A 25,886-nucleotide genomic window follows, 5' to 3' on the forward strand; every position below is an offset into this window, starting at 1 on the left:
CGCACCTGAAGGCGGTGTGGTGCTCGACAATGACCGTGCTCGCGGCTGGCGAAAACGAAACAGGCCGCACGAGGCGGCCTGTTTCTTCATGCAACGAACACCTTAGTAACGGGTGATGTCTGCATTGGCTTCCAGCTGCTTGCGGTAAGCCGCAAAGTCCTGCTGGCCAGCACGGGACGCGAGGTAGCGACGAATCTGCTGCTTCTCTTCGTCGGTGGCGGTAGCGCCGTCGTTCACACCCTTGAGCTGCAACACCACCAGGCTTCCGTCACGCAGCACCACACTGCCATACACAGGCTTGTCCTTGGCTTGCGGCTTGCCCAGACGGAACAGTGCCTGCAGTTCGGCCGGGTCAATACCGTCCTCACCACGGGTGACTGCCTCATAGGCTTTCCAGCCTTGGCCTTCGTGAACGCTGCCTGCTGCGATGGAACCGTCACGCAGGCCGGCAATCAGCTTGTCTGCCTTGGCCTTGAGTTCGGCAGTCGCCTTCTCTTTGGCCAGGTGCTCCCTGATGTTCTTGGCCACAGCGTCCAGCGGCAGTTGCTCTGGTTTGCGGTGTTCCTTGACGCGCAGCACCACGGTGGTCTCAGGGTCGAGCTCGATGGCGGTGCTATTGGCACCCTCATCCAGCACTTCTTCAGAGAACGCCGCCTGCACCACCGCACGGTTGGCGGTAATGCCTTCACCGCCCTCACGGCCGAAGGCCGCGGAGGTGTGCACCTTGAGGTTCAGGTCCTGGGCCGGCTGGGCCAGGTCGGAAGCCTCGTAGGCAGCATCCTGCAGTTGCTTGCTGGCGTCGACATAACGCTGCTCGACCAGCGGCATCTTCAGATCGCGGGTCAGTTTGTCCTTCAGGCTGGCGAAGCTCGGTACTTCTGGCGCCTGGACGCCCAGCAGCTTGATCAGATGGTAGCCAAACTCGGTGCGCACCGGAGCAGATACCTGGCCATTCTGCAGCTGGTACAGCGCCTCTTCGAAGGCCGGGTCGTATACGCCCGGGCCGGCAAAGCCAAGGTCACCACCGGTGTTGGCGGAGCCTGGGTCCTGAGAGAACTCCTTGGCCAAAGCGGCAAAGTCCTCACCCTTGGCCAGACGCTGCTCGATCTCTTCGGCGCGGGCCTTGGCCTGGGCGTCGGTGACCTTGTCGTTGACCTCGATGAGGATGTGCGCGGCATGACGCTGCTCGGCCAGGTTGGCGATTTCCTTCTCGTACTGGGCCTTGAGCTCTTCGTCGGTCACTTTGACCTGATCGAAGAACGCCGACTTCTTCAGCTCGATGTAGTCGATCACGACCTGGTCAGGCGACATGAACTCCTTGGCGTGCTGGTCGTAGTGCGCCTTGACCTCTTCGTCGCTGACCTTGACTGCGGCCGGGTCGGCCTTGAACGTCAGGGAGGCGAAGTCGCGGGTCTGCTTCTCCAGGCGAGCAAAGGCATCGACCTGTTGATCGGTGACGAAGCTGCTGCCGGCCAGGCCGGTGCGCAGTTGGCCGATGAGCATTTCCTCGCCGAGCATCTCGCGGAACTGCATGCGACCGTAGCCCATCTGGCGGATCACCTGGTCGAAACGGTCAGCGCTGAACTTGCCGTCCACCTGGAACTCAGGGGTCTGCAAGATCACCTGATCCAGCGCGGCCTCGGAGAATGCGAACTTGGCATCCTCAGCACCTTGCAGCAGCAGCTTGCGGCTGATCAGCCCCTTGAGTGCCTCCTCTCGCAGCAACTTGTCATCCAACAGCGCCGGGTCGAAATCCTTGCCCAACTGTTGCATCAGTTGACGGCGCTGCATGTCGGCCGCCTGGCTCAGCTCGTTCTGGCTGATGGTCTGGCCGTTCACCTTGGCGGCGTCCTGGCTATGAGTGGCGGCCTGGAAAATGGCTTCGAAACCGGTCAATGCCATCAACACGACGATAAGGCCGATGATGGTCTTGGCAATCCAACCTTGTGAATTGTCCCTGATATTTTGCAGCATGCGTCCCCCAGAAACGGCTGTACCACTGCGTCGACAACCGCGGAGCGTGGGTAGAATCCTGATAAAAGAAAGGCGCATCCGAGGATGCGCCTTTTCTTAGCAAACGTGTCAGGCGGGAACGTTTGCGCCCCGCCATCACCGTGCTCGGACCAGGCCAGGCCGGGTCCGGCTGAAAGACGACTTAGTTGACGGCGTCTTTCAGGCCTTTGCCTGCCTTGAAACCTGGAACCTTGGCGGCTTCGATCTTGATTGCCTTGCCGGTTTGCGGGTTGCGGCCGGTACGCTCGGCGCGCTCCTTGACCGAGAAGGTACCAAAGCCAACCAGTACCACATCGTCACCTTGCTTCAGGGCGCCGGTGACGGATTCGATGACTGCGTCCAGCGCACGGCCGGCTACAGCTTTCGGGATGTCTGCAGATGCGGCGATAGCGTCAATCAGTTCCGACTTGTTCACTCTAAGTCCCCTTATTTCTCTATTGAGTTTGTTTCTAAGTATGTAATGAAAAGCTTATGAAACGTGTGCTGGGAGGCATGGCGACAATAACGTGCCGCTTTATAGCAAGGCGCCGAAAATACTGTCAAGGAAAGCCCCCCAGCCAAAAACTACTAATGCGTGCTGATTCTTTCCTTAGCATCGCCGTCGCGCTTCTCGTCTTTCGCGACAATCTCCGGAGCCACATCTGGCAAGGGCTCCGGGGCGTATTGCAGCGCAATTTGCAGGACTTCGTCAATCCATTTGACCGGTTTGATCTGAAGATCCTGTTTGATATTTTCAGGAATCTCCTTGAGATCGCGAACATTCTCCTCGGGAATGATCACCGTCTTGATCCCGCCACGGTGTGCCGCCAGCAGTTTTTCCTTCAGCCCGCCAATGGCCAATACCTGGCCACGCAAGGTGATTTCGCCGGTCATGGCCACGTCGGCACGTACCGGAATCTGCGTCAGCGCCGACACCAGTGCGGTGCACATTCCGATACCGGCACTTGGGCCGTCTTTCGGCGTGGCGCCCTCAGGCATGTGAATGTGCACGTCATGCTTCTCGTGGAAGTCGGCGGCAATCCCCAGGCTGCGGGCGCGGCTGCGTACCACGGTCTGCGCGGCGGTAATCGACTCGACCATGACATCGCCCAGCGAGCCGGTCTTGATCAACTGGCCCTTGCCGGGGATGACCACGGCCTCGATGGTCAGCAACTCGCCGCCCACCTGGGTCCAGGCCAGGCCGGTTACCTGGCCGATCTGATCCTGCTGCTCGGCCAGGCCATAGCGGAACTTGCGCACGCCCAGCAGGTGCTCCAGCTGCTCGCTGGCCACCTTGACCTTGACCTGCTTCTGCCCGGTATGTTCCTTGACCACCTTGCGGCAGACCTTGGCAATTTGCCGCTCCAGGCCCCGCACACCGGCTTCACGGGTGTAGTAGCGGATGATGTCGCGAATCGCCGAGATGTCGACTTCCAGCTCTTCCTTCTTCAAGCCGTTGGCCTTGACCTGCTTGGGCACCAGGTACTTGACCGCGATGTTGATCTTTTCGTCCTCGGTGTAGCCAGGCAGACGGATGACTTCCATCCGGTCCAGCAGCGCCGGCGGGATGTTCATCGAGTTCGAGGTGCACAGGAACATCACGTCCGAGAGGTCGTAGTCGACCTCCAGGTAGTGGTCGTTGAAGTTGTGGTTCTGTTCAGGGTCGAGCACTTCCAGCAGTGCCGAAGCGGGGTCACCGCGCATGTCGCTGCCCATCTTGTCGATCTCGTCGAGCAGGAACAACGGGTTGCGCACGCCCACCTTGGTCATCTTCTGGATCAGGCGACCCGGCATGGAGCCGATGTAGGTACGGCGGTGGCCACGGATCTCGGCCTCGTCACGCACGCCACCCAGGGCCATGCGCACGAACTTGCGGTTGGTGGCGGCAGCGATCGACTCGGCCAGCGAGGTCTTGCCGACACCGGGTGGCCCGACCAGGCACAGCACCGGACCGCGGATCTTCTTGACGCGCTTCTGCACGGCAAGGTATTCGAGGATGCGTTCCTTGACCTCTTCCAGGCCATAGTGGTCGGCATCGAGGATTTCCTCGGCCTTGGTCAGGTCCAGACGCACCTTGCTCTGAGCCTTCCACGGCACCTGCACCAACCAGTCGAGGTACGAGCGCACCACGGTAGCTTCGGCCGACATCGGAGACATTTGCTTGAGCTTGTTCAGCTCCGCCTGAGCCTTGGTCAAGGCATCTTTAGGCAGACCTGCGGCTTCGATGCGCTTTTTCAGCTCTTCGACTTCATTGTGGCCTTCGTCACCATCGCCAAGTTCTTTCTGAATGGCCTTCATCTGCTCATTCAGGTAGTACTCGCGCTGGCTGCGCTCCATCTGCTTCTTGACCCGGCCGCGAATGCGCTTTTCGACCTGCAGGAGGTCGATTTCGGCATCCAGCAGTGCCAGCACGTGCTCGACACGGGTAGTCAAGTCGACGATTTCAAGAATTTCCTGCTTCTGCTCGATCTTCAGGGCCATGTGCGCGGCCATGGTGTCGACCAGGCGACCTGGCTCGTCGATGCTGTTCAGCGAAGACAGCACTTCGGCAGGCACCTTCTTGCCCAGCTGAACGTATTGTTCGAACTGCGACAGCAGCGTGCGCACGAACACTTCCGACTCGCGCTCGGCAGTGTCGGTTTCGTCGATCAGGGAGACTTCGGCACGGATGTGCCCTTCAACTTCGGAGAAGCGCTCGACCGCACCGCGCTGTTCGCCTTCGACCAGCACCTTGACGGTGCCATCAGGCAGCTTCAGCAGTTGCAGCACGGTGGCAACGGTACCGACGCGGTACAGGGCGTCCTCACCCGGATCGTCGTCGGCTGGGTTCTTCTGGGCCAGCAGAAGGATCTGCTTTTCGCCCGTCATCGCCGCCTCGAGGGCTTCGATGGACTTTTCGCGCCCCACGAACAGCGGGATAACCATGTGCGGGTAAACAACGACATCGCGCAATGGCAAAAGAGGCAAGTCGAGGGTGGTCTTCATGATTTCGCCTCTACAGCGGCCTTATGGCCGGAAACCGGTGGAAATGATGCTTGGACCTAATGTGGGGGCAGGCTTGGGAAATTACAAGCGCTTGCACAGGAAAAGCAGAAAGGGGCCCGTAGGCCCCCTTCTTGCTTGCAACCGAGAACCGGCCATTGCCTGAATCAGGCGTCTGGTGCGGCTTTGGCTTGCGGTTCGCTGTTTTCGTAAATCATCAGCGGCTGCGAGGTACCCTCAATGACGCTCTCGTCGATAACCACCTTGCTGACATCCTTTTTCGAAGGAATCTCATACATGGTATCGAGCAGCACGCCTTCGAGGATCGAACGCAGGCCACGAGCGCCAGTCTTGCGCTCCAGGGCCTTGCGTGCAACGGCCTTGAGCGCATCGCTGCGGAACTCGAGGTCGACGCTTTCCATCTCGAACAGCTTGGCATACTGCTTGGTCAGGGCATTCTTCGGCTCGGTGAGGATCTGCATCAACGCAGCCTCATCCAGCTCGTCGAGGGTAGCCAGTACCGGCAGGCGGCCGACGAATTCCGGAATCAGGCCAAACTTGACCAGATCGTCCGGCTCGACCTCACGCAGGGACTCACCAACCTTCTTGCCCTCTTCCTTGCTGCGCACTTCGGCACCAAAACCAATGCCACCTTTGGTGGAGCGGTTCTGGATGACCTTTTCCAGGCCCGAGAACGCACCACCGCAGATGAACAGGATGTTGCGGGTATCAACCTGCAGGAATTCCTGTTGCGGGTGCTTACGACCACCCTGCGGCGGAACCGAGGCCACGGTGCCCTCGATCAGTTTCAGCAGCGCCTGCTGCACGCCCTCGCCCGAGACATCACGGGTAATGGACGGGTTGTCCGACTTGCGCGAAATCTTGTCGATTTCGTCGATGTAGACAATGCCCATCTGGGCCTTTTCCACGTCGTAGTCGCACTTCTGCAACAGCTTCTGGATGATGTTCTCGACGTCCTCACCCACATAACCGGCCTCGGTCAGGGTGGTGGCGTCAGCAATGGTAAACGGTACGTTCAACAGGCGTGCCAGGGTTTCGGCGAGCAGGGTCTTGCCCGAGCCAGTTGGCCCGATGAGCAGGATGTTGCTCTTGCCCAGTTCGACTTCGTCACCCTTCTTGTCACGCTGGTTCAGGCGCTTGTAGTGGTTGTACACCGCTACGGCCAGCACCTTCTTCGCGCGCTCCTGACCAATCACGTACTGGTCCAGGATGCCGCTGATTTCTTTCGGCGAAGGCAATTTGTGCGCGCTGCTCTCGGCCTGGGCTTCCTGCACCTCCTCACGGATGATGTCGTTGCACAGGTCGACGCACTCGTCGCAGATAAATACCGAGGGCCCGGCAATCAGTTTGCGCACTTCGTGCTGGCTTTTGCCGCAGAAGGAGCAATAAAGCAATTTGCCGCTGTCCTCGCCGTTACGGGTGTCAGTCATTCGATCGATCCAATCCGGTAGGCTTGCAACACAAGATGAAGGCAATTGCGGGCTTTTTCAAGTCCGCAGGTAGGCGCTTTCGACGCCCACCTGCTCTGACCCCCCGGTTCAGGAGGCCAGTTGCCGCTTGTCGTAGACCGAGTCGATCAGGCCGTACTCGGCTGCGCGCGAGGCGCTCATGAAGTTGTCACGCTCGGTGTCACGCTTGATGGTCTCGAGTTCCTGGCCGGTGTGATAGGCCAGCAGCTCGTTCAGACGGGCCTTGATATTGAGGATTTCCTGGGCGTGGATCTCGATATCGGTGGCCTGACCCTGGAAGCCGCCCAGCGGCTGGTGGATCATCACGCGCGAGTTAGGCAGGCAATGACGCTTGCCCTTGGCACCTGCCGCCAGCAGGAAGGCGCCCATGCTGCAGGCCTGGCCGATGCAGATGGTCGAAACGTCCGGCTTGATGAACTGCATGGTGTCGTAGATCGACATGCCGGCGGTGACGGAGCCGCCCGGCGAGTTGATGTACAGATGGATATCCTTGTCCGGGTTTTCCGCCTCAAGGAACAGCAGTTGCGCAACGACGAGGTTGGCCATGTAGTCCTCTACCGGGCCAACCAGGAAGATCACTCGCTCCTTCAACAGACGCGAGTAGATGTCGTAAGCGCGTTCGCCACGGGCGGACTGCTCGATAACCATCGGGACCAGGCCGCCTGCGGCCTGGATGTCAGAGCTCTGCTGAATATAAGAATTGCGGGACATGTCCTGCGCTCACTCCCAAATAGTCATGGCTTGAATACGCACAAGCCAGCTCGAAGGCTGGCTTGTGGAGGTTTCCTACGAGAGAAGACCGTTACTCAGCAGCGGCAGGCGCCTCGGCTGGTTTAACGGCTTCTTCGTACGAGACCGATTTGTCGGTCACAGTCGCTTTCTGCAGAACAGTATCTACAACTTGTTCTTCCAGCACAACCGAACGCACTTCGTTCAGTTGCTGGTCGTTCTTGTAGTACCAGGCGATGACCTGCTCAGGCTCTTGGTAAGCCGAAGCCATTTCTTCGATCATCTCGCGAACCTTGGCGTCGTCCGGCTTCAGCTCGAACTGCTTGACCACTTCGGCCACGATCAGGCCCAGCACGACGCGGCGCTTGGCTTGCTCTTCGAACAGTTCGACTGGCAGCTGCTCAGGCTTGATGTTGCCACCAAACTGCTGAACAGCCTGCACGCGCAGACGGTTGACTTCGTTTTCCAGCAGGGCCTTTGGCACTTCGATCGGGTTGGCGGCCAGCAGACCGTCCATGACCTGGTTCTTGACCTTGGTCTTGATCGCCTGACGCAGCTCACGCTCCATGTTCTTGCGAACTTCGGCGCGGAAGCCTTCCAGCGTCGATTCCTTGATGCCGAACTGGGCGAAGAACGCTTCGTTCAGTTCTGGCAGTACAGGTGCCGAAACGCTGTTGACGGTGATGGTGAACTCGGCGGCTTTGCCAGCCAGGTCCAGGTTCTGGTAGTCCTCTGGGAAGGTCACGTTGACAACGCGCTCTTCGCCAGCCTTGGCGCCTACCAGACCTTCTTCGAAGCCTGGGATCATGCGGCCGGAGCCCAGCACCAGCAGGGTGCCCTTGGCCGAACCACCGGCAAACGCTTCACCGTCGACCTTGCCGACGAAGTCGATGTTGACCTGGTCGTCGTTCTGCGCAGCGCGCTCGACGGCCTCGAAGCGGGTGTTCTGCTTGCGCAGCACTTCCAGCATGTTGTCCAGGTCGCTGTCAGCCACTTCGGCGCTCAGGCGCTCGACCTTGATCGACTCGAGGCCCGCAACAGTGAACTCAGGGAAGACTTCGAAGATGGCGACGAACTCCAGATCCTTGCCCTTTTCGAAGGACTTGGGCTCTACAGCCGGGGCGCCAGCCGGGTTCAGCTTCTGCTCGACGATGGCTTCGTAGAAGGAAGCCTGGACCAGGTCACCGAAAGCCTCTTGACGGGCGTCCGCCTCGAAACGCTGACGGATCACGGTCATCGGTACTTTACCAGGACGGAAGCCCGCAATCTTGGCGCGCTTGGCAGTCTGCTGCAGACGCTTGTTGACTTCGTTCTCGACGCGCTCGGCCGGAACGGCGATGGTCATGCGGCGCTCGAGAGCGGAAGTGTTTTCAACAGAAACTTGCATGGATATTCCTCGTTGCACAGACGTTAGCCGGCGTTAGCCCGACTCCAGAATCAAGGGCAAACATTCTAGTGAGTCACGCAGCAGAAGTCACCCCACACGGGACGACTGAAAACAACGCCGGTCGATTAACTTTCAAGGCCCGCACGGCACAGCGCCAGGCCTGCTTCCAACAGGGCTGCACGGCGCCGGAGGGCGGCCTGCAGCCGAAATACTTTGTCAAACAACTACCCGCAACGCATTCGCCTCCTTTATTGAGGATCAATGTCGTTGAACTGGCAGTACTCCTCCCATTCCAGCCCCAGCGCCTCGGCCACTTCACGGTGCGTTTCCAGGCGCATGGCCTGCAACTGCTCCGGGGATTCAGCAATCAATTGCAGCGCCAGCTCCCAGGGCTCAATACCCTGCTCCTCGGCGGCATCCTCGAACGCCCACTCGATCTGCTGGGCCTGCTCACGCGCATCCAGCTCGCGGATCTCCTCGAGCAACTGCGGATTGGCTTCGGCAAAGCGCTGCAGCGCCAGGGCCTGACGGGCTTCTTTTGCAATCATCGTGATGTCCTTTGCCGGCCGAACAGGCCGGTGTTTCAACCGGCTGAAATCTAACAGCTTTTATTGGGGTGCCACCAGAGGATTACAAGGGGCAGGAGGTGTTTTGGCTGAGGCGCGGCTCATCACCGCTACGCAGACCCAAAACAAAAAGGCGCCCGATCTCACGATCAAGGCGCCTTTCAGGAATATGGGGTGGACGATGGGAATCGAACCCACGACAACTGGAATCACAATCCAGCGCTCTACCAACTGAGCTACGCCCACCATATTGCGGTCTTGCGGTACAACCTTAAAGAAGCATGGTGCGGACGAAGAGACTCGAACTCTTACAGCTTGCGCCGCTGGAACCTAAATCCAGTGTGTCTACCAATTTCACCACGTCCGCGTAACGCTTAAAACAAAGGCGCCAGATGCTATCGAGGCGCCCTTGAAAAATATGGGGTGGACGATGGGAATCGAACCCACGACAACTGGAATCACAATCCAGCGCTCTACCAACTGAGCTACGCCCACCATATTGCATTACAACCTACTTGCTTGCCAAAGCTGCCTAATGGCGCACCCGGCAGGACTCGAACCTGCGACCATCCGCTTAGAAGGCGGATGCTCTATCCAGCTGAGCTACGGGCGCTTAAGCTTGAAGCCTAACCGAACGAGACGCTAACAAGGAACTGTTAAACCACTCATTCTGCCCGACTTAGCCAACCAGTGCTAGGCTGTGCCCGACAAGTGCGGCGAATCTTATAGTCGACCCCGAAAGTCGTCAACACCTTTTTCGAAAAAATTTAAATTATTTAAGGGGTTAGGGGATTTGCCCGACCACCCGCCTTTGCCCTTGGCCCATGTCGTGCGAGAATGCACGTTCTTTATTGTTCCTTCTCGATGGTTAATCACGCGTCTATGACTGCACACCTAATCGATGGCAAGGCTATCGCCGCCAGCCTGCGCCAGCAGATCGCTCAACGTGTCGTGGAGCGTCGCCAGCAAGGCCTGCGTACGCCGGGCCTGGCAGTGATCCTGGTCGGCACCGACCCCGCCTCCCAAGTCTATGTCTCGCACAAGCGCAAGGACTGCGAAGAGGTCGGCTTCATTTCGCAGGCTTTCGACCTGCCCAGCGAGACCACGCAACAGGCCCTGACCGAGCTGATCGACCGTCTCAATGACGACCCGGCCGTCGACGGCATCCTGTTGCAACTGCCGCTGCCGGCACACCTGGACGCCTCGTTGCTGCTCGAGCGCATTCGCCCGGACAAGGATGTGGACGGCTTCCATCCGTACAACATCGGCCGCCTGGCCCAGCGTATTCCACTGCTGCGCCCGTGCACACCGAAAGGCATCATGACCCTGCTGGAAAGCACCGGCCAGGACCTGTACGGCATGAACGCGGTGATCGTCGGCGCGTCCAACATCGTTGGCCGCCCGATGGCCATGGAACTGCTGCTGGCCGGCTGCACCGTGACCGTCTGCCACCGCTTCACCAAGGACCTGGCCGGCCATGTCGGGCGTGCCGACCTGGTGGTCGTGGCTGCCGGCAAGCCGGGCCTGGTCAAGGGTGAGTGGGTCAAGGAAGGCGCCATCGTCATCGACGTGGGCATCAACCGCCAGGAAGACGGCAAGCTGGTCGGCGACGTGGTCTACGAGACTGCCCTGCCCCGCGCCGGCTGGATCACACCGGTGCCGGGCGGCGTCGGGCCGATGACCCGGGCGTGCCTGCTGGAGAACACGCTGTACGCGGCAGAAGAGCTGCACAAGTAATACCGCGTAATGCGAAAACGGCACCTTTTGCAGGTGCCGTTTTTTTTGCCCGTGACAAATGACCTCTTCGCGGACGAGCCTGCTCTTGCAAGCGGTTGTCCGGCCCCCAGGGGGCGGGGGAAGCCACCACGGTGTTCAGCCGATCACTTCCTGGCCGCCTCCCAAGACTTCAGCAGTTCGTTGTAGCTGACGGTCTCGCCCATGGGCTTTTCGTTGGCCAGCTTGGCTTTCGGCGCACCCGGCTGGTCGAACCAGTACTGGGCGTCCTTCTCCGGATTCAGCTTGGGCGCACACGTCGCCTGGGCATTGGAGCGTTGCAGGCGCTCCATCATGCGGTCCTGGTCGCGGGCCAGCCCATCCAGGGCTTCCTGCGGGGTCTTTTCGCCACTGGCGACTTCGGCGATATGGCTCCACCACAATTGCGCCAACCGCGGGTAGTCCGGCACGTTGGTGCCGGTCGGCGTCCACTGCACCCGCGCAGGGCTGCGATAGAACTCCACCAGCCCACCGAGCTTGGGCGCCAACTCGGTCATGGCCTGGGAGTTGATGTCCGACTCACGAATCGGCGTCAGGCCGACGATGGTCTTTTTCAGCGATACGGTCTTTGAGGTGACGAACTGGGCGTACAGCCACGCCGCCAGGCGTTGCTTCTCGGGGGTGGACTTGAAGAAGGTCCACGAGCCGGTGTCCTGGTAGCCGAGTTTCATACCCTCTTCCCAGTATGGCCCCTTCGGTGAAGGCGCCATGCGCCACTTCGGCGTGCCGTCGGCATTCACAACCGGCAAGCCGGGCTTCGTCATGTCGGCGGTGAACGCGGTGTACCAGAATATCTGCTGGGCAATGTTGCCTTGCGCCGGCACAGGGCCGGCTTCGGAGAAGGTCATGCCCTGCGCTTCCTTGGGCGCGTAGGCACGCATCCAGTCCACGTACTTCTGCGTGGCATAGACGGCGGCCGGCCCATTGGTATCGCCGCCGCGGGTCACGCTGGAACCCACCGGATGGCAGTCCTCCACGCGAATGCCCCATTCATCGACCGGCAAACCATTGGGCAGGCCCTTGTCGCCGCCGCCGGCCATCGAGAACCAGGCATCGGTGAAGCGCCAGCCCAGTGACGGGTCTTTCTTTCCGTAGTCCATGTGCCCGTAGACACGCTTGCCGTCGATCTCCTTGACGTCTTCGGTGAAGAACTTGGCAATGTCCTCGTACGCCGACCAGTTCACTGGCACCCCCAGTTCATAGCCGTACTTCTCTTTGAACCTGGCCTTCAACTCAGGCCGTTCGAACCAGTCGGCGCGGAACCAGTACAGGTTGGCGAACTGCTGGTCGGGCAGTTGGTAGACCTTGCCATCGGGCGCGGTGGTGAAGGAAATACCGATGAAGTCCTTCAGGTCGAGGGTCGGCGAGGTGTAGGCTTTGCCCTCGTTGGCCATCAGGTCGGTGATCGATTCCACTTTGCCGTAGCGAAAGTGCGTACCGATCAGGTCGGAGTCGTTGACCCAGCCGTCATAAATGTTCTTGTCCGACTGCATCTGCGTCTGCAGTTTTTCCACCACATCGCCTTCCTGCAGCAGGTCGTGGGTCAACTGGATGCCGGTGATCTCACTGAAAGCCTTGGCCAGCACCTTGGATTCGTATTCATGGGTGGTGATGGTTTCCGACACAACGTTGATCTTCATCCCGCGAAACGGCTCGGCTGCCTTGATGAACCACTGCAATTCGGCCAACTGCTGTTCGGGGGTAAGGGTCGAAGGCTTGAACTCGCTGCCGATCCATTTCTTTGCCGCCTCTTCGTACTGGTCGGCCCAGGCTGTGCCTTGCACGCTGGCCAGTACCAGCAACGCGGCCAGGGTCAAATGTCGCCTGTTGTGTTTGTTGTCGAACATTGTGATCTCCCGTTTCAGTTATCCCACAGGGCCGCTCGCTCAGCCCCAGCGCAACACCACCGCCAGCCACGCCAGCGACAGCAGCGAGGCCACCCACAATGGCCAGTCGCTGACACCTACCACCAGCAGGTGCAGGTAGGCGCTGGCCAGCAGGCCGATGAACAAACGGTCACCACGGCTGGTGACCAGCGGCAAAAAGCCCCGTCGCTCTACGCAGGGGCGACGCAGTTCAAGCAGGGTCATGCCCAGCAGCAACAGGCCCACAGCGGCGAAGAACAGCGCTGTCGGCAGGGTCCAGGCCATCCACTCCATGCGTTGCCCTCCTCACACCCGGCCCAGGGCGAAGCCCTTGGCCACATGATTGCGCACGAACCAGATCACCAGCATGCCCGGCAAGATGGTCAGCACCCCCGCTGCCGCCAGCACACCCCAGTCGATGCCCGATGCCGACACCGTGCGGGTCATCACCGCGGCAATCGGCTTGGCATTCACCGAGGTCAGGGTGCGCGCCAGCAGCAGTTCGACCCAGGAGAACATGAAACAGAAAAACGCCGTGACGCCGATGCCCGAGCCAATCAGCGGTATGAAGATCTTCACGAAGAAGCGCGGAAAACTGTAGCCGTCGATGTAGGCGGTTTCGTCGATTTCCCTTGGCACGCCCGACATGAAACCCTCCAGGATCCAAACCGCCAGCGGTACGTTGAACAGGCAATGGGCCAGCGCCACGGCAATGTGGGTATCGAACAGCCCGATCGACGAGTACAACTGGAAGAACGGCAGCAGGAACACCGCCGGTGGCGCCATGCGGTTGGTCAGCAGCCAGAAGAACAGGTGGCGGTCGCAGAGAAAGCGGTAGCGCGAGAACGCATAGGCCGCGGGCAACGCCACGAGCAGTGAAATCAGCGTGTTCAGGCACACGTAGTACAGCGAGTTGATGTAGCCGCTGTACCAGCTGGCGTCGGTGAAGATCACTCGGTAGTTGTCGAGCGTGAACGCCTGCGGCCACAGGGTCAGGCCGCCAAGGATCTCGGCGTTGCTCTTGAACGACATGTTCAGCAACCAGTAGATCGGCACCAGCAGGAAGAAGAAGTACAGCAGCAGGGCCATTGATTTGCGTGTGCTCATGGCCTAGTCCTTGTCGGCATGGGTCATGGCGGTGTAGAACAGCCACGACACCAGCAGGATGATCAGGAAGTACACCAGTGAAAACGCTGCCGCCGGCCCCAGGTCGAACTGCCCTACGGCCATACGCGTGAGGGTCTGGCTGAGGAACGTGGTCGCATTGCCTGGCCCGCCGCCGGTCAGCACGAACGGTTCGGTGTAGATCATGAAACTGTCCATGAAGCGCAGCATCAACGCGATCACCAGCACGTTCTTGAGCTTGGGCAGCTGGATATGGCGAAACACCGCCCAGCCCGAGGCCCGATCGATGCGCGCGGCCTGGTAGTACACGTCGGGGATCGCACGCAGCCCCGAATAGCACAGCAGAGCCACCAACGAAGTCCAGTGCCACACATCCATCACCAGCACGGTGAGCCAGGCGTCGAATGGGTCACCGGCATAGTTGTAGCTGACCCCGAGCTTGGCCAGGGAAGCGCCGAGCAGGCCAATGTCGGCCCGGCCGAAAATCTGCCAGATAGTGCCGACCACGTTCCACGGGATCAGCAACGGGATAGCCATGACGATCAGGCACACCGAGGCCATACGGCCTTTGGTTGGCATGGCCAGGGCGATGCCTATACCCAACGGAATTTCGATCAGCAGTACACAGGCCGAGTAAATGAACTGGCGCAGCAATGCGTCGTGCAGCGCCGGGTCGCGCAGTACCTGGCGGTACCAGTCGGCACCGACGAAGTAGCGGCTGGACTGGTCGAAGATGTCTTGCACCGAGTAGTTGACCACCGTCATCATCGGCACCACCGCGCTGAACGCGACCAGCAGGAACACCGGCAGCACCAGCCACCAGGCCTTGTTGTTCGGCACCTTGTTGTTCATGGCCCGGCCTCCAGCAGCACATCGTCGACATACAGCATCAGCCACTGCGCCGGCAGGCTGACCCAAGCCTTGTCCACAGGCAACGGGCGGTCCTCGCCCAGCCTCGCCTTGAGCGCGACACCGCCCAGTTCGAGGGTGACGATGCGATAGGTACCCAGGTCTTCGACGTCCAGCACCCGTGCCGGGTAGGCACCCTCGAACGGGCTGTCCCACAGCTGCACGAACTCCGGGCGAATGCCCAGCTGCAGCCGCCCGCCCGCCAATGCAGCCAGGCGCTCGCACAAGCCATCGGGCAGTACCAACTGGACATCGCCGAACACCACCGCGCCCGCCTCGGCACGCACGTCAATCAAGTTCATGCCCGGGCTACCGATGAAATAACCGACGAACGTATGCCGCGGTCGCTCGAACAGCTCGCGCGGCGTGCCGAACTGGACGATGCGGCCGCCGTGCATCACCGCGATCTTGTCGGCGAAGGTCGAGGCCTCCAACTGGTCGTGGGTGACGTAGATCATGGTGATGTTGAACTGCTCATGGATCTGCTTCAGCTTGCGCCGCAGCTTCCACTTCAGATGCGGGTCAATCACCGTCAGCGGCTCGTCGAACAGGATCGCCGACACGTCATCGCGCACCAGGCCACGCCCCATGGAGACTTTCTGCTTTTCATCGGCGGTGAGGTTGCGTGCTTTCTTGCGCAACACGGCAGTCAGCTCGAGCACTTCGGCAATTTCTTCCACCCGGGCACGCACCCGGGCTTCATCGAGCCCCTGGTTGCGCAAGGGGAAGGCCAGGTTGTCGAACACCGTCATGGTGTCGTACACCACCGGGAACTGGAACACCTGGGCGATATTGCGCGCCTGCGGGGACAGCTGGTTGACCGGCTTGCCGTCGAACAGCACCTCGCCATGAGACGGCGTCAGCAGCCCGGAAATGATATTGAGCAAGGTCGACTTGCCGCAGCCCGACGGCCCGAGCAACGCATAGGCACCGCCCTGTTCCCACACATGTTCGAGTGCGTGCAGGGCATAGTCTGCCTCGCTGGCGGGCTGGCGGCTGTAACTGTGCGCCAGCTGGCGCAGGCGGATTTCGGCCATCACCCTCTCCTCGCCTGGCGCAGCCCCGGGGCCTGCACCAACACCCCGGCGCTGTCGAAAACGAACAGCTTGTGCGTGGGGATGAACACGCGTATCGGCGTGTCCACCTGGTATTCGTGCACCCCGGGAAGGTGCAGCACCATGCGCCAGTATTCGTTGCGCACATGCAGAAATGTTTCTGACCCACTGATCTCGGCCAACTCCACCAGCACCGCCAGCTCCAGGTCATCGTCATGGGCCGGCACCAGCGCGATATGGCTGGGGCGCACGCCGAAGCGGTAGTCACCTTCGGCCAGCGGCTCCAGGTCGGCATTGCGGGCAAAGTGCACGGTCTGGGCCAGGCTCACCTCGTTACCCGTGATACGGCCAGACACCAGGTTGATCGGCGGCTCGGAAAACAGCTCGGCAGCCAGCACGCTCCTGGGGCGCTGATAGACCTCGGCGGTGGGCCCGCTCTGCACGATACGGCCTTCGTGCACAAGCGTGGTGGTGCCGCCCAGTGCCAGCGCCTCGTTGGGCTCGGTGGTGGCGTACACAGCAATGCAATGGCGCGCCGCGAACAGCTCGCGCAGCTCCTGGCGCAGGCCTTCGCGCAACTTGTAGTCGAGGTTGACCAATGGCTCGTCGAAGAGGATCAACGAGGCATCCTTGACCAGTGCCCTGGCCATCGCCGTGCGTTGCTGCTGGCCACCGGAGAGCTCCAGTGGCAGGCGTTGCAGGTAGGTTTCGATGCGCAGCATCTCGGCAGTTTCCTGCACCCGCCGTCGGATCTGGTCCTCGGCCATGCGCGCCTGGCGCAGCGGCGAGGCGATGTTTTCGTACACGCTCAAGGTCGGGTAATTGATGAATTGCTGATACACCATCGACACATTGCGCTGACGCACCGGCACACCGGTGACGTCCTGGCCATCCATCAGCACCCGCCCCCGGTCCGGACGGTCCAGCCCGGCCATCAGGCGCATCAGGCTGGTCTTGCCGGCCAGGGTGCGACCCAGCAGCACATTGAACGAACCGGGCTCGAAACGCAGTGACGCCTCGACGATCCACGGCTGGTTGTCGACGCTACGGCTGACCTGCTCCAGCACCAGGGACATGGCGTGGCCTTTTTGTGATTGTTGTCTGCCGGCTACAGCCAGTTCCGTGCCAGTCCTTGCCCGGTGCTCTGGTTCGGGGCCTGGGTGGCAGCGCTGGCAAATCGCGGGCGCGCAGGTGAACACAATCACTGCACAACTGGACACTGGCCAGTTTGACAATGAACAGCCGTGGACAACACTGAACGGCGGTCGACCCATGACAACAATCACACAGGACAGGCCCATGGCCGCATCCGCTTCGACCCACACCCGCCTGATCCAGGCTTCCTGGGACCGCTGCCGCGACCACGGCCTGCAGCCGCAGCATGCGCCGGACTTTGACTGCCTGTCCCGCGCCGAGCTCAGCGCCCTGCTGGAGCGGCGCCAAAACCTGCTACGCCTGACCCGCGAGGAAGTGCTACCGCACTATGCGCACCTCTTGGGTAACGCCAGCTACCTGGTGATGCTGGCCGATGCCAGCGGCTGCCTGCTCGACAGCTGGGGCTCGCGGCGTTTCATCGAACCGCGCCAGCACCATGGTTTCAGCGCCGGCGCCCATTGGCACGAACGTGGCGTCGGCACCAATGCCCTGGGCACCACACTGATTTGCGCCGAAGCGATTCACGTCGGCCAGGACGAACACTTCCTGCGCCAGAACCGCTACATGTCCAGCGCCGCCGCCCCCCTGTTCGACGCCGCACGGCAGCTGGTCGGAGTGCTCGACGTAGCCAGCGACGGCTACCTGCCGGCCAGCCAGACGCTTGGGCTGGTGCGCATGATGGGCCAGAGCCTGGAAAACCGCCTGATCCTCGCCGAACATGCTGACCAGCATGCGCAACTGATCTTCAACAGCGCCTCCGACAACCTCGACAGCCCTTGGGCCGGCCTGCTGGTGTTCGATGAGCGCGGACAGGTGTTGGCTGCCAATCACCGGGCCGATAGCCTGCTCGGCGTAAACCCGCTGCAGCAAAACATCGAGCAACTGTTCCAGTTACCCCTGCAACAGCTGCTCAGCCATCCCCGACAACAGCCCTTCGCTCTGCAGGCCACCGGGCGCAACCGCTTTCACTGCCAGTGGCACCCCCCACGCGAAACCATTCGACGCCCCGAAGCCGGCAACGCCGAGCCGCGCCTGGAAAAAGCCTTGAAACAAGCCGGCCTGCTATTGGAGAAGGACATCCCGGTGTTGGTGGAGGGCGAAACAGGCGTAGGCAAAGAAGTGTTCGTCGACACCCTGCACCGGGCCAGCAGCCGCGCCAGGCAGCCGCTGGTCGCCGTAAACTGTGCGGCGATCCCGGCCGAACTGGTGGAGTCGGAACTGTTCGGCTATGACAAAGGCGCGTTCACCGGCGCCCACCACAAGGGCAACCCAGGGCTGATCCGCAAGGCCGACCACGGCATCCTGTTTCTGGATGAGATTGGCGACATGCCACTGCCCACCCAGGCCCGCCTGCTGCGCGTACTGCAGTCGCGCAGCATCCAGCCGCTGGGCAGTGGCGAACCGGTGCCGGTGGATATCCGCGTGGTGTCGGCGAGCAATCGCAACCTGGCCGAAGAAGTGCGCGCCGGGCGCTTTCGCCAGGACCTGTACTACCGCATCGCCGGCCTGACACTGGTGCTGCCTCCCCTGCGCGAACGCGCTGACCGGCGCCAGCTGATTGAGCAGGTGCATGCCCGCTACCGCGAGCCCGGGCAACCTGCGCGGCTGCCCCCGGCCATAATCGACCTGTTCGATCAACACCCCTGGCCGGGCAACCTGCGCGAACTGGTGAGTGTGCTACAGGTGGCGTTGGCCCTGGCGGCCAACGGGCCAGTCGGCGTCGAGCACCTTCCAGCGGGTTTTCTGGCCGAGTCGAAAACACCGGTGCCGATAGCGACTGAAGAGACGGACCTGCAGAGCCTGGTCGAGCAAGCCAATGGCAACCTGTCGGCGGTGGCCCGCCGACTGGGTATCAGCCGCACCACACTGTACAAGCGGTTGCGTGAGCGATGAATCGATTGGCCCTGAAGCGCGCCGCACAGCAGGTTTTCGAAGCCACCCCTGATCGACAGCAGGTGGCGCCCCCGTGCAGCTCAAGACCACGGCCCGCTGATGGCCTTCAAGGGTCACGCCACTGCACTGGCTGCCGGTAGGCCTGTGCCCAGGCTTGCACGTCACTGGCGGGCATCGGCCGGGCGATGCAGTAACCCTGCGCCAGCTCGCAGCCCAGGCCCATCAGTACCCGACCGTGCTCGACACTCTCCAGCCCCTCGGCAATCACCTCGCGGCCAAACGCCCGCGCCAGGCCGATCACCGCCTCCGTCAGCGCCAGGTCGTCCTGGTCATGAAGGATGTCACGCACGAACGACTGGTCGATCTTGATCGTCTGGGTCGGCAAGCGTTTCAGGTAACTCAAGGACGAATAACCAGTGCCGAAATCATCCAGTGAGAAACGCACACCCAGCGCACGGCAGGCATCCAGGCAGCGGCTGACATGCTGCAGGTTGTCGATGGCCACCGACTCGACGATTTCCAGGTCCAGCAGCGCCGGGTCCACCGCCGGGTACGCTGCCAGCAACTGCTGCAGGCGCTCGGCAAAGTCATTGCGCTGCAAATGCCGCGCGGCGATATTCACGCTCAGCGACCAGGGCTGCCCTTGGCGCTGCCAGGCCTGCAACTGGCTCAACGCCTGCCCGATCACCCACTCGCCGATTTCGACGATCAGGTCGGTCTGCTCTACCCATGGCAGGAAATCGCCAGGCGGCACCACACCACGGCCTGGCCGCTGCCAGCGCAATAAGCCCTCGAAGCCCAGTACCTTGCCGCTGCGCAGGTTGACCTTGGGCTGGTAGTAAAGACACAGCTCACCGTTGCGCAGCGCCCGGCGCACGCGCGCCACGGTCTGGTGGGTGGCCTTGAGCTCCTGTTCCTGCGACACGTCGAACAGATGGTAACGGTTGCGCCCGCGCTGCTTGGCCACATACATGGCCTGGTCGGCGTGGCGCACCAGGGTGTCGGCATCTTCGTCATCCTGCGGGTACAGGGTCACGCCGATACTGGCGCTGAGCGACAGTGTATGCTCACGCACCACACAGGGCGCCGCCAAGGCACGCAACACCCGCTGCAGGGCTGCATGCAGCTGGTGCTCATCATCGACATCGCGCAGGATCAGCACGAATTCGTCGCCCGACAGCCGCGCCACGGCATCCCCACCACGCAGGATACTCTTCAGGCGCTGCGCCACTTCCACCAGCAGCAGGTCACCCACGGCATGCCCGTAGCCGTCGTTGACCGCCTTGAAACCATCCAGGTCGAGCATGCACACCGCCAGCGAGATGCCTTCGCGGCGCGAGTAGGCCAGAGCCTGGTTCAGCAGGTCGGACAGGTAGGCGCGGTTGGGCAGGCCGGTGAGCACATCGTGACCCACCCGCCACTGCAAGGTATGCAGCAGCTGGCGCTTCTCCGTGACGTCAAAGCGGATCGACACATACTTGCGCACCTGGCCTGTCAGCGGATCGACCAGTGGCACCATGGTGCTGTCGACCCAGTACAACGAACCGTCCTTGGACCGGTTGCAGATTTCGCCCTTCCACACCCGCCCGGCGACCAAAGCCCGCCACATGCCGACAAAGAACGTCGGTTCATGCAGCCCGGAATTGAGGATGCGGTGGTTGGCCCCCAACAGTTCTTCACGGCTGTAGCCCGAGATGCTGCAGAACTGCTGATTGACGTAGGTGATGTTCCCACGCAGGTCGGTTTCCGAAAAGATTGCGGCCGCGTCCACGGCCGCGCGATAGTTATCATCCATAAAGCATCCTGCCTTAGCGGTTGAAGCGCTCCACCAGGGCGCGCAATCCGGCGCACACGTGTTCCAGTTCGGTACCGCGCGAGGCGGCGGCGTTGGCGCTGTGGGCGCTGTGCTGGGCAATACCGGCTACGCCGTTGATCTGCCGCGAAACATCTTCTGCCACCGCCGACTGCTGCTGCGAGGCGGTGGCCATCTGCTGGCTCATGTCGCTGATGCGCTGTACCGCGTCACGAATGCCATGCAGCGCCTGTCGGGCTTCCTGCACCTGGGCAACGCCTTGCTCGGCACCGTCGATGCCTCGGCTGGCGATCGCCACGGCTTCCTCGGCGCCACTGCGCAGGGCATCGATGATGGCCTGGATGTGCAGGGTGGACTGGCGGGTCTTGTCGGCCAATGCCCGGACCTCGTCGGCGACCACGGCAAAGCCCCGGCCCTGCTCGCCCGCACGGGCAGCCTCGATGGCGGCGTTGAGGGCCAGCAGGTTGGTTTGCTCGGCAATGCCGCGGATCATCCCGGCTGCCTCGGCGATGGCGCCGGTCTGACCCGCCAGGTGGCTGACCGCCTGGTTGATCTGCGTCACAGTGCTGGCCAGGTTACGAATGGCCGTGCCGCTGGCATCGGCCACCTGGCTACCTTGCTCGGCCAGCAGGTGCGCCGTGTGTGCCTCGGCGGCGGTCAACTGCACGTGGTTGGCGACTTCGCCAATGGAGGCGGCCATCTGGTTCATTGCAGTGGCGCTCAGGTCGGTTTCGGCACGCTGCTCCAGCAATGCCGCCTCGGTGCTGCGCGACAACTGCCCGGCATCGCGAGCGGCCACGGCCATTTGCCCGGCCAGATCGCTTAGCCGCGTCAATGCGGTTTTCAGGCGTGCCTCTTCGCTGATCAGCATCAGTTGCAACTGCCCGGCAGCACCCGACAGGTCGCTGTAGGTCAAGGCTGCAACCGGGTCGGCGAAAGCACCTTCGGCACCCTGCACAATCTGCTGCAGCTGCCGCCCGAGGGCATTGCGCGCCCATAGACCGCAGGCCACGAACAGCCCCACAGTCAGCCCCTGCCCCACCAGGCCAGGCCACAACTGATTGGCACCCACCGCCAGCAGCCCACCGGCCAGTGGCAAGGCCAGGGCCTGCGTCAGCAAGCTCAGACGGCGCGGCGCCGACAATGCCGCCTGACCGTTGCGCAGCCGCGCATAGAGGGCTTCGGCACGGGCTACTTGCTCGCGCGTGGGGCATACGCGCACCGACTCGTAACCCACTACCCGCCCACCTTCGAGGATGGGCGTGACGTAGGCATTGACCCAGTAGTAGTCGCCGTTACGGCAGCGGTTCTTGACGATACCCATCCAGCTCTTGCCGGCTTTCAGGTAGCGCCACATCAACTCGTACACCGCCGGCGGCATGTCCGGGTGGCGCACCAGGTTGTGCGGGCTGCCGATCAGTTCGGCCTCGCTGTAGCCACTGATGGCGGCAAACTCAGGGTTGCAGTAGGTGATCAGGCTGGCGGTATCGGTAGCAGAAATCAGCCGCTGATCGGGGGGGAAACGTTGCTCGACCGGGGTTACCGGCAGGTTGAGGCGCACGATGAGACTCCATTCGATGACAAGCCGGTACCCAGTACATCGACGGCCATCGGAACCGATTCATGAGGATCCGTTCCAATGGGCAAAAGCGCTTCCTGCCGTTACGGCACGAGGCCGAACGGTACAAGGAAGGTGACGATGACTGACCGGTCAAGCCATGAATTCTACGAAATTCATCACATAAATAAAACAAAGGTGATCGATCATGGCGTTGCGCCACATTGATAGATATCGTTAAGTTCTTGATTCTAAATGGGAATTAAGCGATGACGAGATCAGCTTTGGGTATCGCCCTGCGCCGCTACCGCAAGCTGGCGGGCCTGACCCAGGCACAACTGGCTGAACGAACCGGCTTCGACCCCAAGACCATCAGCCGTTTCGAAACCAGCACCTACACCCCCAGCATCGATGCAATCATGGCGTTTGCCCAGGTGCTGGGCGTCAAGCCCAAGGACTTCTTCGCTGAACCGGACGACGAAGAGGAGCAGCGCGCCTACCTGTTCGGTGTCATCCACAACGCCCCACCCAAAGATCTTGGCAAGCTGATTGCAGCGGTGGATCAGGCACTGGCCAAGCCCTGAGCTATTTCAAGCGCCCCCCTTTTACGGCACGCACCGAACTAGAGCATGGCAGGCTGGATTGCCCCACAACTGGTCAGACCGGTAAGGCCAAAAAAACCTTGCAATCAGGTATTTTTCGCGCTTTTATGGCCTCGCGCTGAACAAACCGGTAAGACCACAATAATTAAGTCCTGCGCTCTTTCGCCCCGTGCGGCTACCGAAGCAAGGACACCGATCAGAGACTCCTCCCATGCTCAAATGGTGCTCGCGTTCGATTTTCCTGCAAGTCGTACTCGGCCTTGCCCTCGGCATCGCCTGCGGTCTGAGCTTCCCCGACCTCTCCCTGCAACTCAAACCCCTCGGCGACGGCTTCATCAAGCTGATCAAGATGCTCATCGGCCTGATCGTGTTCTGCGTGGTGGTCAGCGGCATTTCGGGTGCGGGTGACCTGAAAAAGGTCGGCCGCATCGGCCTGAAGTCGGTGATCTACTTCGAAGTGCTGACGACCCTGGCGCTGGTGATCGGCCTGGTGTTCGCCTTCACCAGTGGCATTGGCAGCGGTGCCAATATTCACCTGGATCAACTGTCCGCCGCCGATGCCAACGGCTTGGCCGAGCGCGGCCAGCACATCCATGGCGCCACGGCGTTCTTCATGGACCTGATCCCCACCTCGGTGATCGGTGCCTTCGCCGACAACAACATTCTTCAGGTGCTGCTGTTCTCGGTGCTGTTCGGCAGCGCGCTGAACCTGGTGGGTGACTCGGCCGCCGGCATTTCGCGACTGATCAACGAACTGAGCCATGTGATCTTCCGCATCATGGGCATGATTGTGCGCCTGGCGCCGATCGGCGTGTTCGGCGCCATTGCCTTCACCACCAGCAAGTACGGCCTGGCGTCGCTGCAGCACCTGGGCGGGCTGGTGGCGCTGTTCTACCTGACCTGTGCCGGCTTCGTGCTGATCGTGCTGGGCACCGTCATGCGCCTGTCGGGCCTGAAGCTGCTGCCGTTGATCAAGTACCTGCGTGAAGAGCTGACCATCGTCCTGGGCACCGCCTCTTCCGACGCCGTGCTGCCACAGATCATGCGCAAGCTTGAGCACCTGGGCATCGGCAGTTCCACGGTCGGCCTGGTGATCCCTACCGGCTACTCGTTCAACCTCGATGGTTTTTCCATCTACCTCACCCTGGCGATCGTGTTCATCGCCAACGCCACCGGCACGCCACTGGAAATGACCGACCTGCTGACCGTCCTGCTGGTGTCGTTGGTGACTTCCAAGGGGGCTCACGGCATCCCAGGCTCGGCACTGGTGATTCTTGCCGCCACCCTGACTGCGGTACCGGCGATCCCTGTGGTTGGCCTGGTACTGGTGCTGGCGGTGGACTGGTTCATGGGTATCGGCCGGGCGTTGACCAACCTGATCGGCAACTGCGTGGCCACCGTGGCCATTGCCCGTTGGGAGAAGGACATTGACCTGGAGCGTGCGCAGAACGTGCTCGACGGCAAGCCTGGCTTTGCCCCCACGCCACGCAAGCAACCCAACGCCCATCAACAGGAATTCTGAGCGAACGTGGCCGGCATGACGCCGGCCCTTCCAGGAGCGAACCGTGATCAGCTCATCAACCGTCGTCAACTCAGTGGTGGAAAAACTCCGCCAGGCCCTGGCCCGCGGCCAATGGCGTACCGGCGACATGCTGCCAGGCCAGCGCGAACTGGCCGAACAACTGGGCATCAGCCGCCCCAGCCTGCGCGAAGCGGTAACCGTGCTGGAAACACTGGGCCTGGTGCGCTCGTTACCCGGCAAGGGCGTATTGGTGCTGGATGCCGATGCCCAGGCATCGGGCGTGGAAACCAGCGCAGCGGCCAGCCTGGCCGACGTGCTGGAACTGCGCTACACACTCGAACCGTTCATCGTCGGCCTGGTGGCGCAGTCGGCCAACAGCCAGGACATCGGCCAGTTGCGCCTGACCCTGATGGACATGCGCGAAGCGCTGGAGGCCGATGACAGCGAGGCCGGGGTCAAAGCCTACATTGCCTTCCATGAGGCGCTGTTCGCCCTGACCACCAACCCGATTTTCCAGAGCGTGGTGCAGCAGACCGGCAATGCCCTGAAGCAAAGCGCCGACATGCTGCGCAACTCGCCAGAGCACCTGGCCGCGCGGCTGAAGGAAAACGAAGCGGTGGTGCGCGCCATTCGCGAACGCAGCAGCGCCCAGGCCAGTGCCCAGATGCGTCAGCACATCGTGGCCGAAGGGCTGCGCATGGGCATCGCGCTGAATATCCCGGACGAACATCCACATCCATGACCTCAGGAGAGTGCCCATGAACGCCGCCCCCCACTTGCCTGCCCTGCTCGCGGCCGGCGAAACCCGCCTGTCGGCCGAGCAGATTTATCCGCGGCTGTTCGACGCCATTCTCGAACAGCGCCTGCCGCCGGGCAGTCTGTTGCCCGAACAGGCGCTGGGCCATGCCTTTGGTGTCAGCCGCACGGTGATCCGCCGCGTGCTGGGGCGCCTGTCCGACCAGCAGGTGGTGGTACAGCGCCCCAGCCACACCGCACATCTGGCTGCACCCGACCCAGACCAGGCACGTCAGGTGCTCAGTGCCCGTCGCCTGGCGGAAACCACGCTGATCACCCTGGCCGCGCAACGCGCCCGGCCGGCGCAGGTACGCCAGCTACGGCAACTGGTGGAGCGCGAGCGCCAGCACCATGAGCGTGGCGAACGCTGCGCAGCGATCCGCCTGGGCGGCGAGTTCCACCTGAAACTGGCGCAGGTGGCGGCCAATGCACCACTGGCGCGATTTCTCAATGGGCTGGTGCCGATGACCTCGCTGATCATCGCTCGCTACGAAACGCCGTGCTGCGATCACTGCGCGTGGGAAGAGCATGCGGCAATCATCGATGCCGTGGAGCAAGGTGATGCCGAAGCGGCGCTGGGGTTGATGCACAGGCACCTTGACCGTCTGGAAGAAAAGCTCGACCTGGAATAACCCGACCAAACGGACGCGATCGCTCCCACGCAGGCCGCGCTCA

21 protein-coding genes, 4 tRNA genes and 1 pseudogene are annotated in these 25,886 nt (G+C 61.7%); 6 read left to right on the forward strand and 20 right to left on the reverse strand.

All coding sequences use genetic code 11. The annotated features are described in order from the left end of the window. Positions 1–102: 102 nt before the first annotated feature. The 11 genes from KW568_RS19570 to KW568_RS19620 form a co-directional block, all read right to left on the reverse strand. Positions 103–1,974, reverse strand: coding sequence for a SurA N-terminal domain-containing protein (locus tag KW568_RS19570; RefSeq protein ID WP_004576797.1), 1,872 nt, complete (start codon positions 1,972–1,974; stop codon positions 103–105). Between the two features lie 181 nt (positions 1,975–2,155). Continuing rightward, positions 2,156–2,428, reverse strand: coding sequence for a nucleoid-associated protein HU-beta (gene hupB, locus KW568_RS19575; protein WP_003250246.1), 273 nt, complete (start codon positions 2,426–2,428; stop codon positions 2,156–2,158). Positions 2,429–2,580: 152 nt separating this feature from the next. Further along, the gene (lon, locus tag KW568_RS19580) at positions 2,581–4,977 is read right to left on the reverse strand and encodes an endopeptidase La (RefSeq protein WP_004576798.1); all 2,397 of its coding nucleotides are present in this window, start codon (positions 4,975–4,977) and stop codon (positions 2,581–2,583) included. A 164-nt stretch (positions 4,978–5,141) separates the two neighbouring features. Beyond that, positions 5,142–6,425, reverse strand: coding sequence for an ATP-dependent Clp protease ATP-binding subunit ClpX (gene clpX / locus KW568_RS19585; protein ID WP_003250242.1), 1,284 nt, complete (start codon positions 6,423–6,425; stop codon positions 5,142–5,144). Positions 6,426–6,533: 108 nt separating this feature from the next. Continuing rightward, positions 6,534–7,175, reverse strand: coding sequence for an ATP-dependent Clp endopeptidase proteolytic subunit ClpP (clpP, locus tag KW568_RS19590; RefSeq protein ID WP_003250240.1), 642 nt, complete (start codon positions 7,173–7,175; stop codon positions 6,534–6,536). Between the two features lie 91 nt (positions 7,176–7,266). After that, positions 7,267–8,580, reverse strand: coding sequence for a trigger factor (tig, locus tag KW568_RS19595; protein ID WP_003250238.1), 1,314 nt, complete (start codon positions 8,578–8,580; stop codon positions 7,267–7,269). A gap of 248 nt (positions 8,581–8,828) precedes the next feature. Next, a complete protein-coding gene (locus KW568_RS19600; RefSeq protein ID WP_003250236.1) occupies positions 8,829–9,128 on the reverse strand; it encodes a DUF6388 family protein in 300 nt (99 codons plus the stop codon). Positions 9,129–9,316: 188 nt separating this feature from the next. Beyond that, positions 9,317–9,392: transfer RNA gene (locus KW568_RS19605), tRNA-His, on the reverse strand. A gap of 36 nt (positions 9,393–9,428) precedes the next feature. Beyond that, positions 9,429–9,513, reverse strand: a tRNA-Leu gene (locus KW568_RS19610). Between the two features lie 52 nt (positions 9,514–9,565). Continuing rightward, positions 9,566–9,641, reverse strand: a tRNA-His gene (locus KW568_RS19615). 41 nt (positions 9,642–9,682) lie between these two features. After that, a tRNA-Arg gene (locus KW568_RS19620) sits at positions 9,683–9,759 on the reverse strand. Positions 9,760–10,028: 269 nt separating this feature from the next. On the opposite strand from KW568_RS19620, the gene folD reads away from it, so the two are divergent. Next, on the forward strand, positions 10,029–10,883 hold the full coding sequence (gene folD / locus KW568_RS19625) for a bifunctional methylenetetrahydrofolate dehydrogenase/methenyltetrahydrofolate cyclohydrolase FolD (protein ID WP_003250234.1): 855 nt from the start codon (positions 10,029–10,031) through the stop codon (positions 10,881–10,883). 143 nt (positions 10,884–11,026) lie between these two features. Here folD and KW568_RS19630 read toward each other — a convergent pair whose 3' ends face one another. The 6 genes from KW568_RS19630 to KW568_RS19655 are packed head-to-tail and all read right to left on the reverse strand — an operon-like array spanning position 11,027 to position 16,949. Further along, positions 11,027–12,766: an ABC transporter substrate-binding protein gene (locus tag KW568_RS19630; RefSeq protein ID WP_003250232.1), complete on the reverse strand. Its 1,740-nt coding sequence runs from the start codon at positions 12,764–12,766 to the stop codon at positions 11,027–11,029. A gap of 39 nt (positions 12,767–12,805) precedes the next feature. Continuing rightward, positions 12,806–13,078 (reverse strand): DUF2160 domain-containing protein, encoded by a 273-nt coding sequence (locus tag KW568_RS19635; RefSeq protein ID WP_003250230.1) that lies wholly within the window; start codon positions 13,076–13,078, stop codon positions 12,806–12,808. 12 nt (positions 13,079–13,090) lie between these two features. Continuing rightward, positions 13,091–13,891, reverse strand: coding sequence for a carbohydrate ABC transporter permease (locus KW568_RS19640; RefSeq protein WP_259536598.1), 801 nt, complete (start codon positions 13,889–13,891; stop codon positions 13,091–13,093). A gap of 3 nt (positions 13,892–13,894) precedes the next feature. Then, positions 13,895–14,761, reverse strand: a complete 867-nt coding sequence (locus tag KW568_RS19645) for a carbohydrate ABC transporter permease (RefSeq protein WP_003250226.1) — start codon at positions 14,759–14,761, stop codon at positions 13,895–13,897. Next, positions 14,758–15,855 carry an ABC transporter ATP-binding protein gene (locus KW568_RS19650; RefSeq protein WP_003250224.1) on the reverse strand — a complete coding sequence of 366 codons (1,098 nt, stop codon included), beginning with the start codon at positions 15,853–15,855 and terminating at the stop codon, positions 14,758–14,760. The genes KW568_RS19645 and KW568_RS19650 overlap by 4 nt, the downstream gene beginning before the upstream one ends. Continuing rightward, positions 15,855–16,949 (reverse strand): ABC transporter ATP-binding protein, encoded by a 1,095-nt coding sequence (locus tag KW568_RS19655; RefSeq protein ID WP_004576800.1) that lies wholly within the window; start codon positions 16,947–16,949, stop codon positions 15,855–15,857. The genes KW568_RS19650 and KW568_RS19655 overlap by 1 nt, the downstream gene beginning before the upstream one ends. 223 nt (positions 16,950–17,172) lie before the next feature. Here KW568_RS19655 and KW568_RS19660 point away from each other — a divergent pair, with 223 nt between their 5' ends. After that, positions 17,173–18,921, forward strand: coding sequence for a sigma-54-dependent Fis family transcriptional regulator (locus KW568_RS19660; RefSeq protein ID WP_004576801.1), 1,749 nt, complete (start codon positions 17,173–17,175; stop codon positions 18,919–18,921). A gap of 106 nt (positions 18,922–19,027) precedes the next feature. On the opposite strand, the gene KW568_RS19665 is transcribed toward KW568_RS19660, so the two are convergent. The 3 genes and pseudogenes from KW568_RS19665 to KW568_RS31190 form a co-directional block, all read right to left on the reverse strand. Continuing rightward, positions 19,028–20,716: a bifunctional diguanylate cyclase/phosphodiesterase gene (locus tag KW568_RS19665; RefSeq protein WP_003250219.1), complete on the reverse strand. Its 1,689-nt coding sequence runs from the start codon at positions 20,714–20,716 to the stop codon at positions 19,028–19,030. Between the two features lie 13 nt (positions 20,717–20,729). Continuing rightward, positions 20,730–21,605, reverse strand: coding sequence for a methyl-accepting chemotaxis protein (locus KW568_RS31185; RefSeq protein ID WP_370588368.1), 876 nt, complete (start codon positions 21,603–21,605; stop codon positions 20,730–20,732). Positions 21,606–21,965: 360 nt separating this feature from the next. Beyond that, positions 21,966–22,295, reverse strand: a pseudogene (locus KW568_RS31190) (PAS domain-containing protein); the annotation flags it as partial. Positions 22,296–22,561: 266 nt separating this feature from the next. Here KW568_RS31190 and KW568_RS19675 point away from each other — a divergent pair. The 4 genes from KW568_RS19675 to KW568_RS19690 all read left to right on the forward strand — a co-directional run bounded on the left by KW568_RS19675 (position 22,562) and on the right by KW568_RS19690 (position 25,843). Continuing rightward, the gene (locus KW568_RS19675; RefSeq protein WP_003250216.1) at positions 22,562–22,876 is read left to right on the forward strand and encodes a helix-turn-helix domain-containing protein; all 315 of its coding nucleotides are present in this window, start codon (positions 22,562–22,564) and stop codon (positions 22,874–22,876) included. 229 nt (positions 22,877–23,105) lie between these two features. Continuing rightward, positions 23,106–24,416: a C4-dicarboxylate transporter DctA gene (locus tag KW568_RS19680; RefSeq protein ID WP_003250213.1), complete on the forward strand. Its 1,311-nt coding sequence runs from the start codon at positions 23,106–23,108 to the stop codon at positions 24,414–24,416. Between the two features lie 43 nt (positions 24,417–24,459). Further along, positions 24,460–25,158 (forward strand): FadR/GntR family transcriptional regulator, encoded by a 699-nt coding sequence (locus KW568_RS19685; RefSeq protein ID WP_003250211.1) that lies wholly within the window; start codon positions 24,460–24,462, stop codon positions 25,156–25,158. A gap of 16 nt (positions 25,159–25,174) precedes the next feature. Further along, positions 25,175–25,843 (forward strand): GntR family transcriptional regulator, encoded by a 669-nt coding sequence (locus tag KW568_RS19690; RefSeq protein ID WP_003250210.1) that lies wholly within the window; start codon positions 25,175–25,177, stop codon positions 25,841–25,843. Positions 25,844–25,886 lie beyond the last annotated feature (43 nt).

Source organism: Pseudomonas sp. HD6515, from assembly GCF_024971855.1.
Lineage (GTDB): Bacteria > Pseudomonadota > Gammaproteobacteria > Pseudomonadales > Pseudomonadaceae > Aquipseudomonas > Aquipseudomonas alloputida.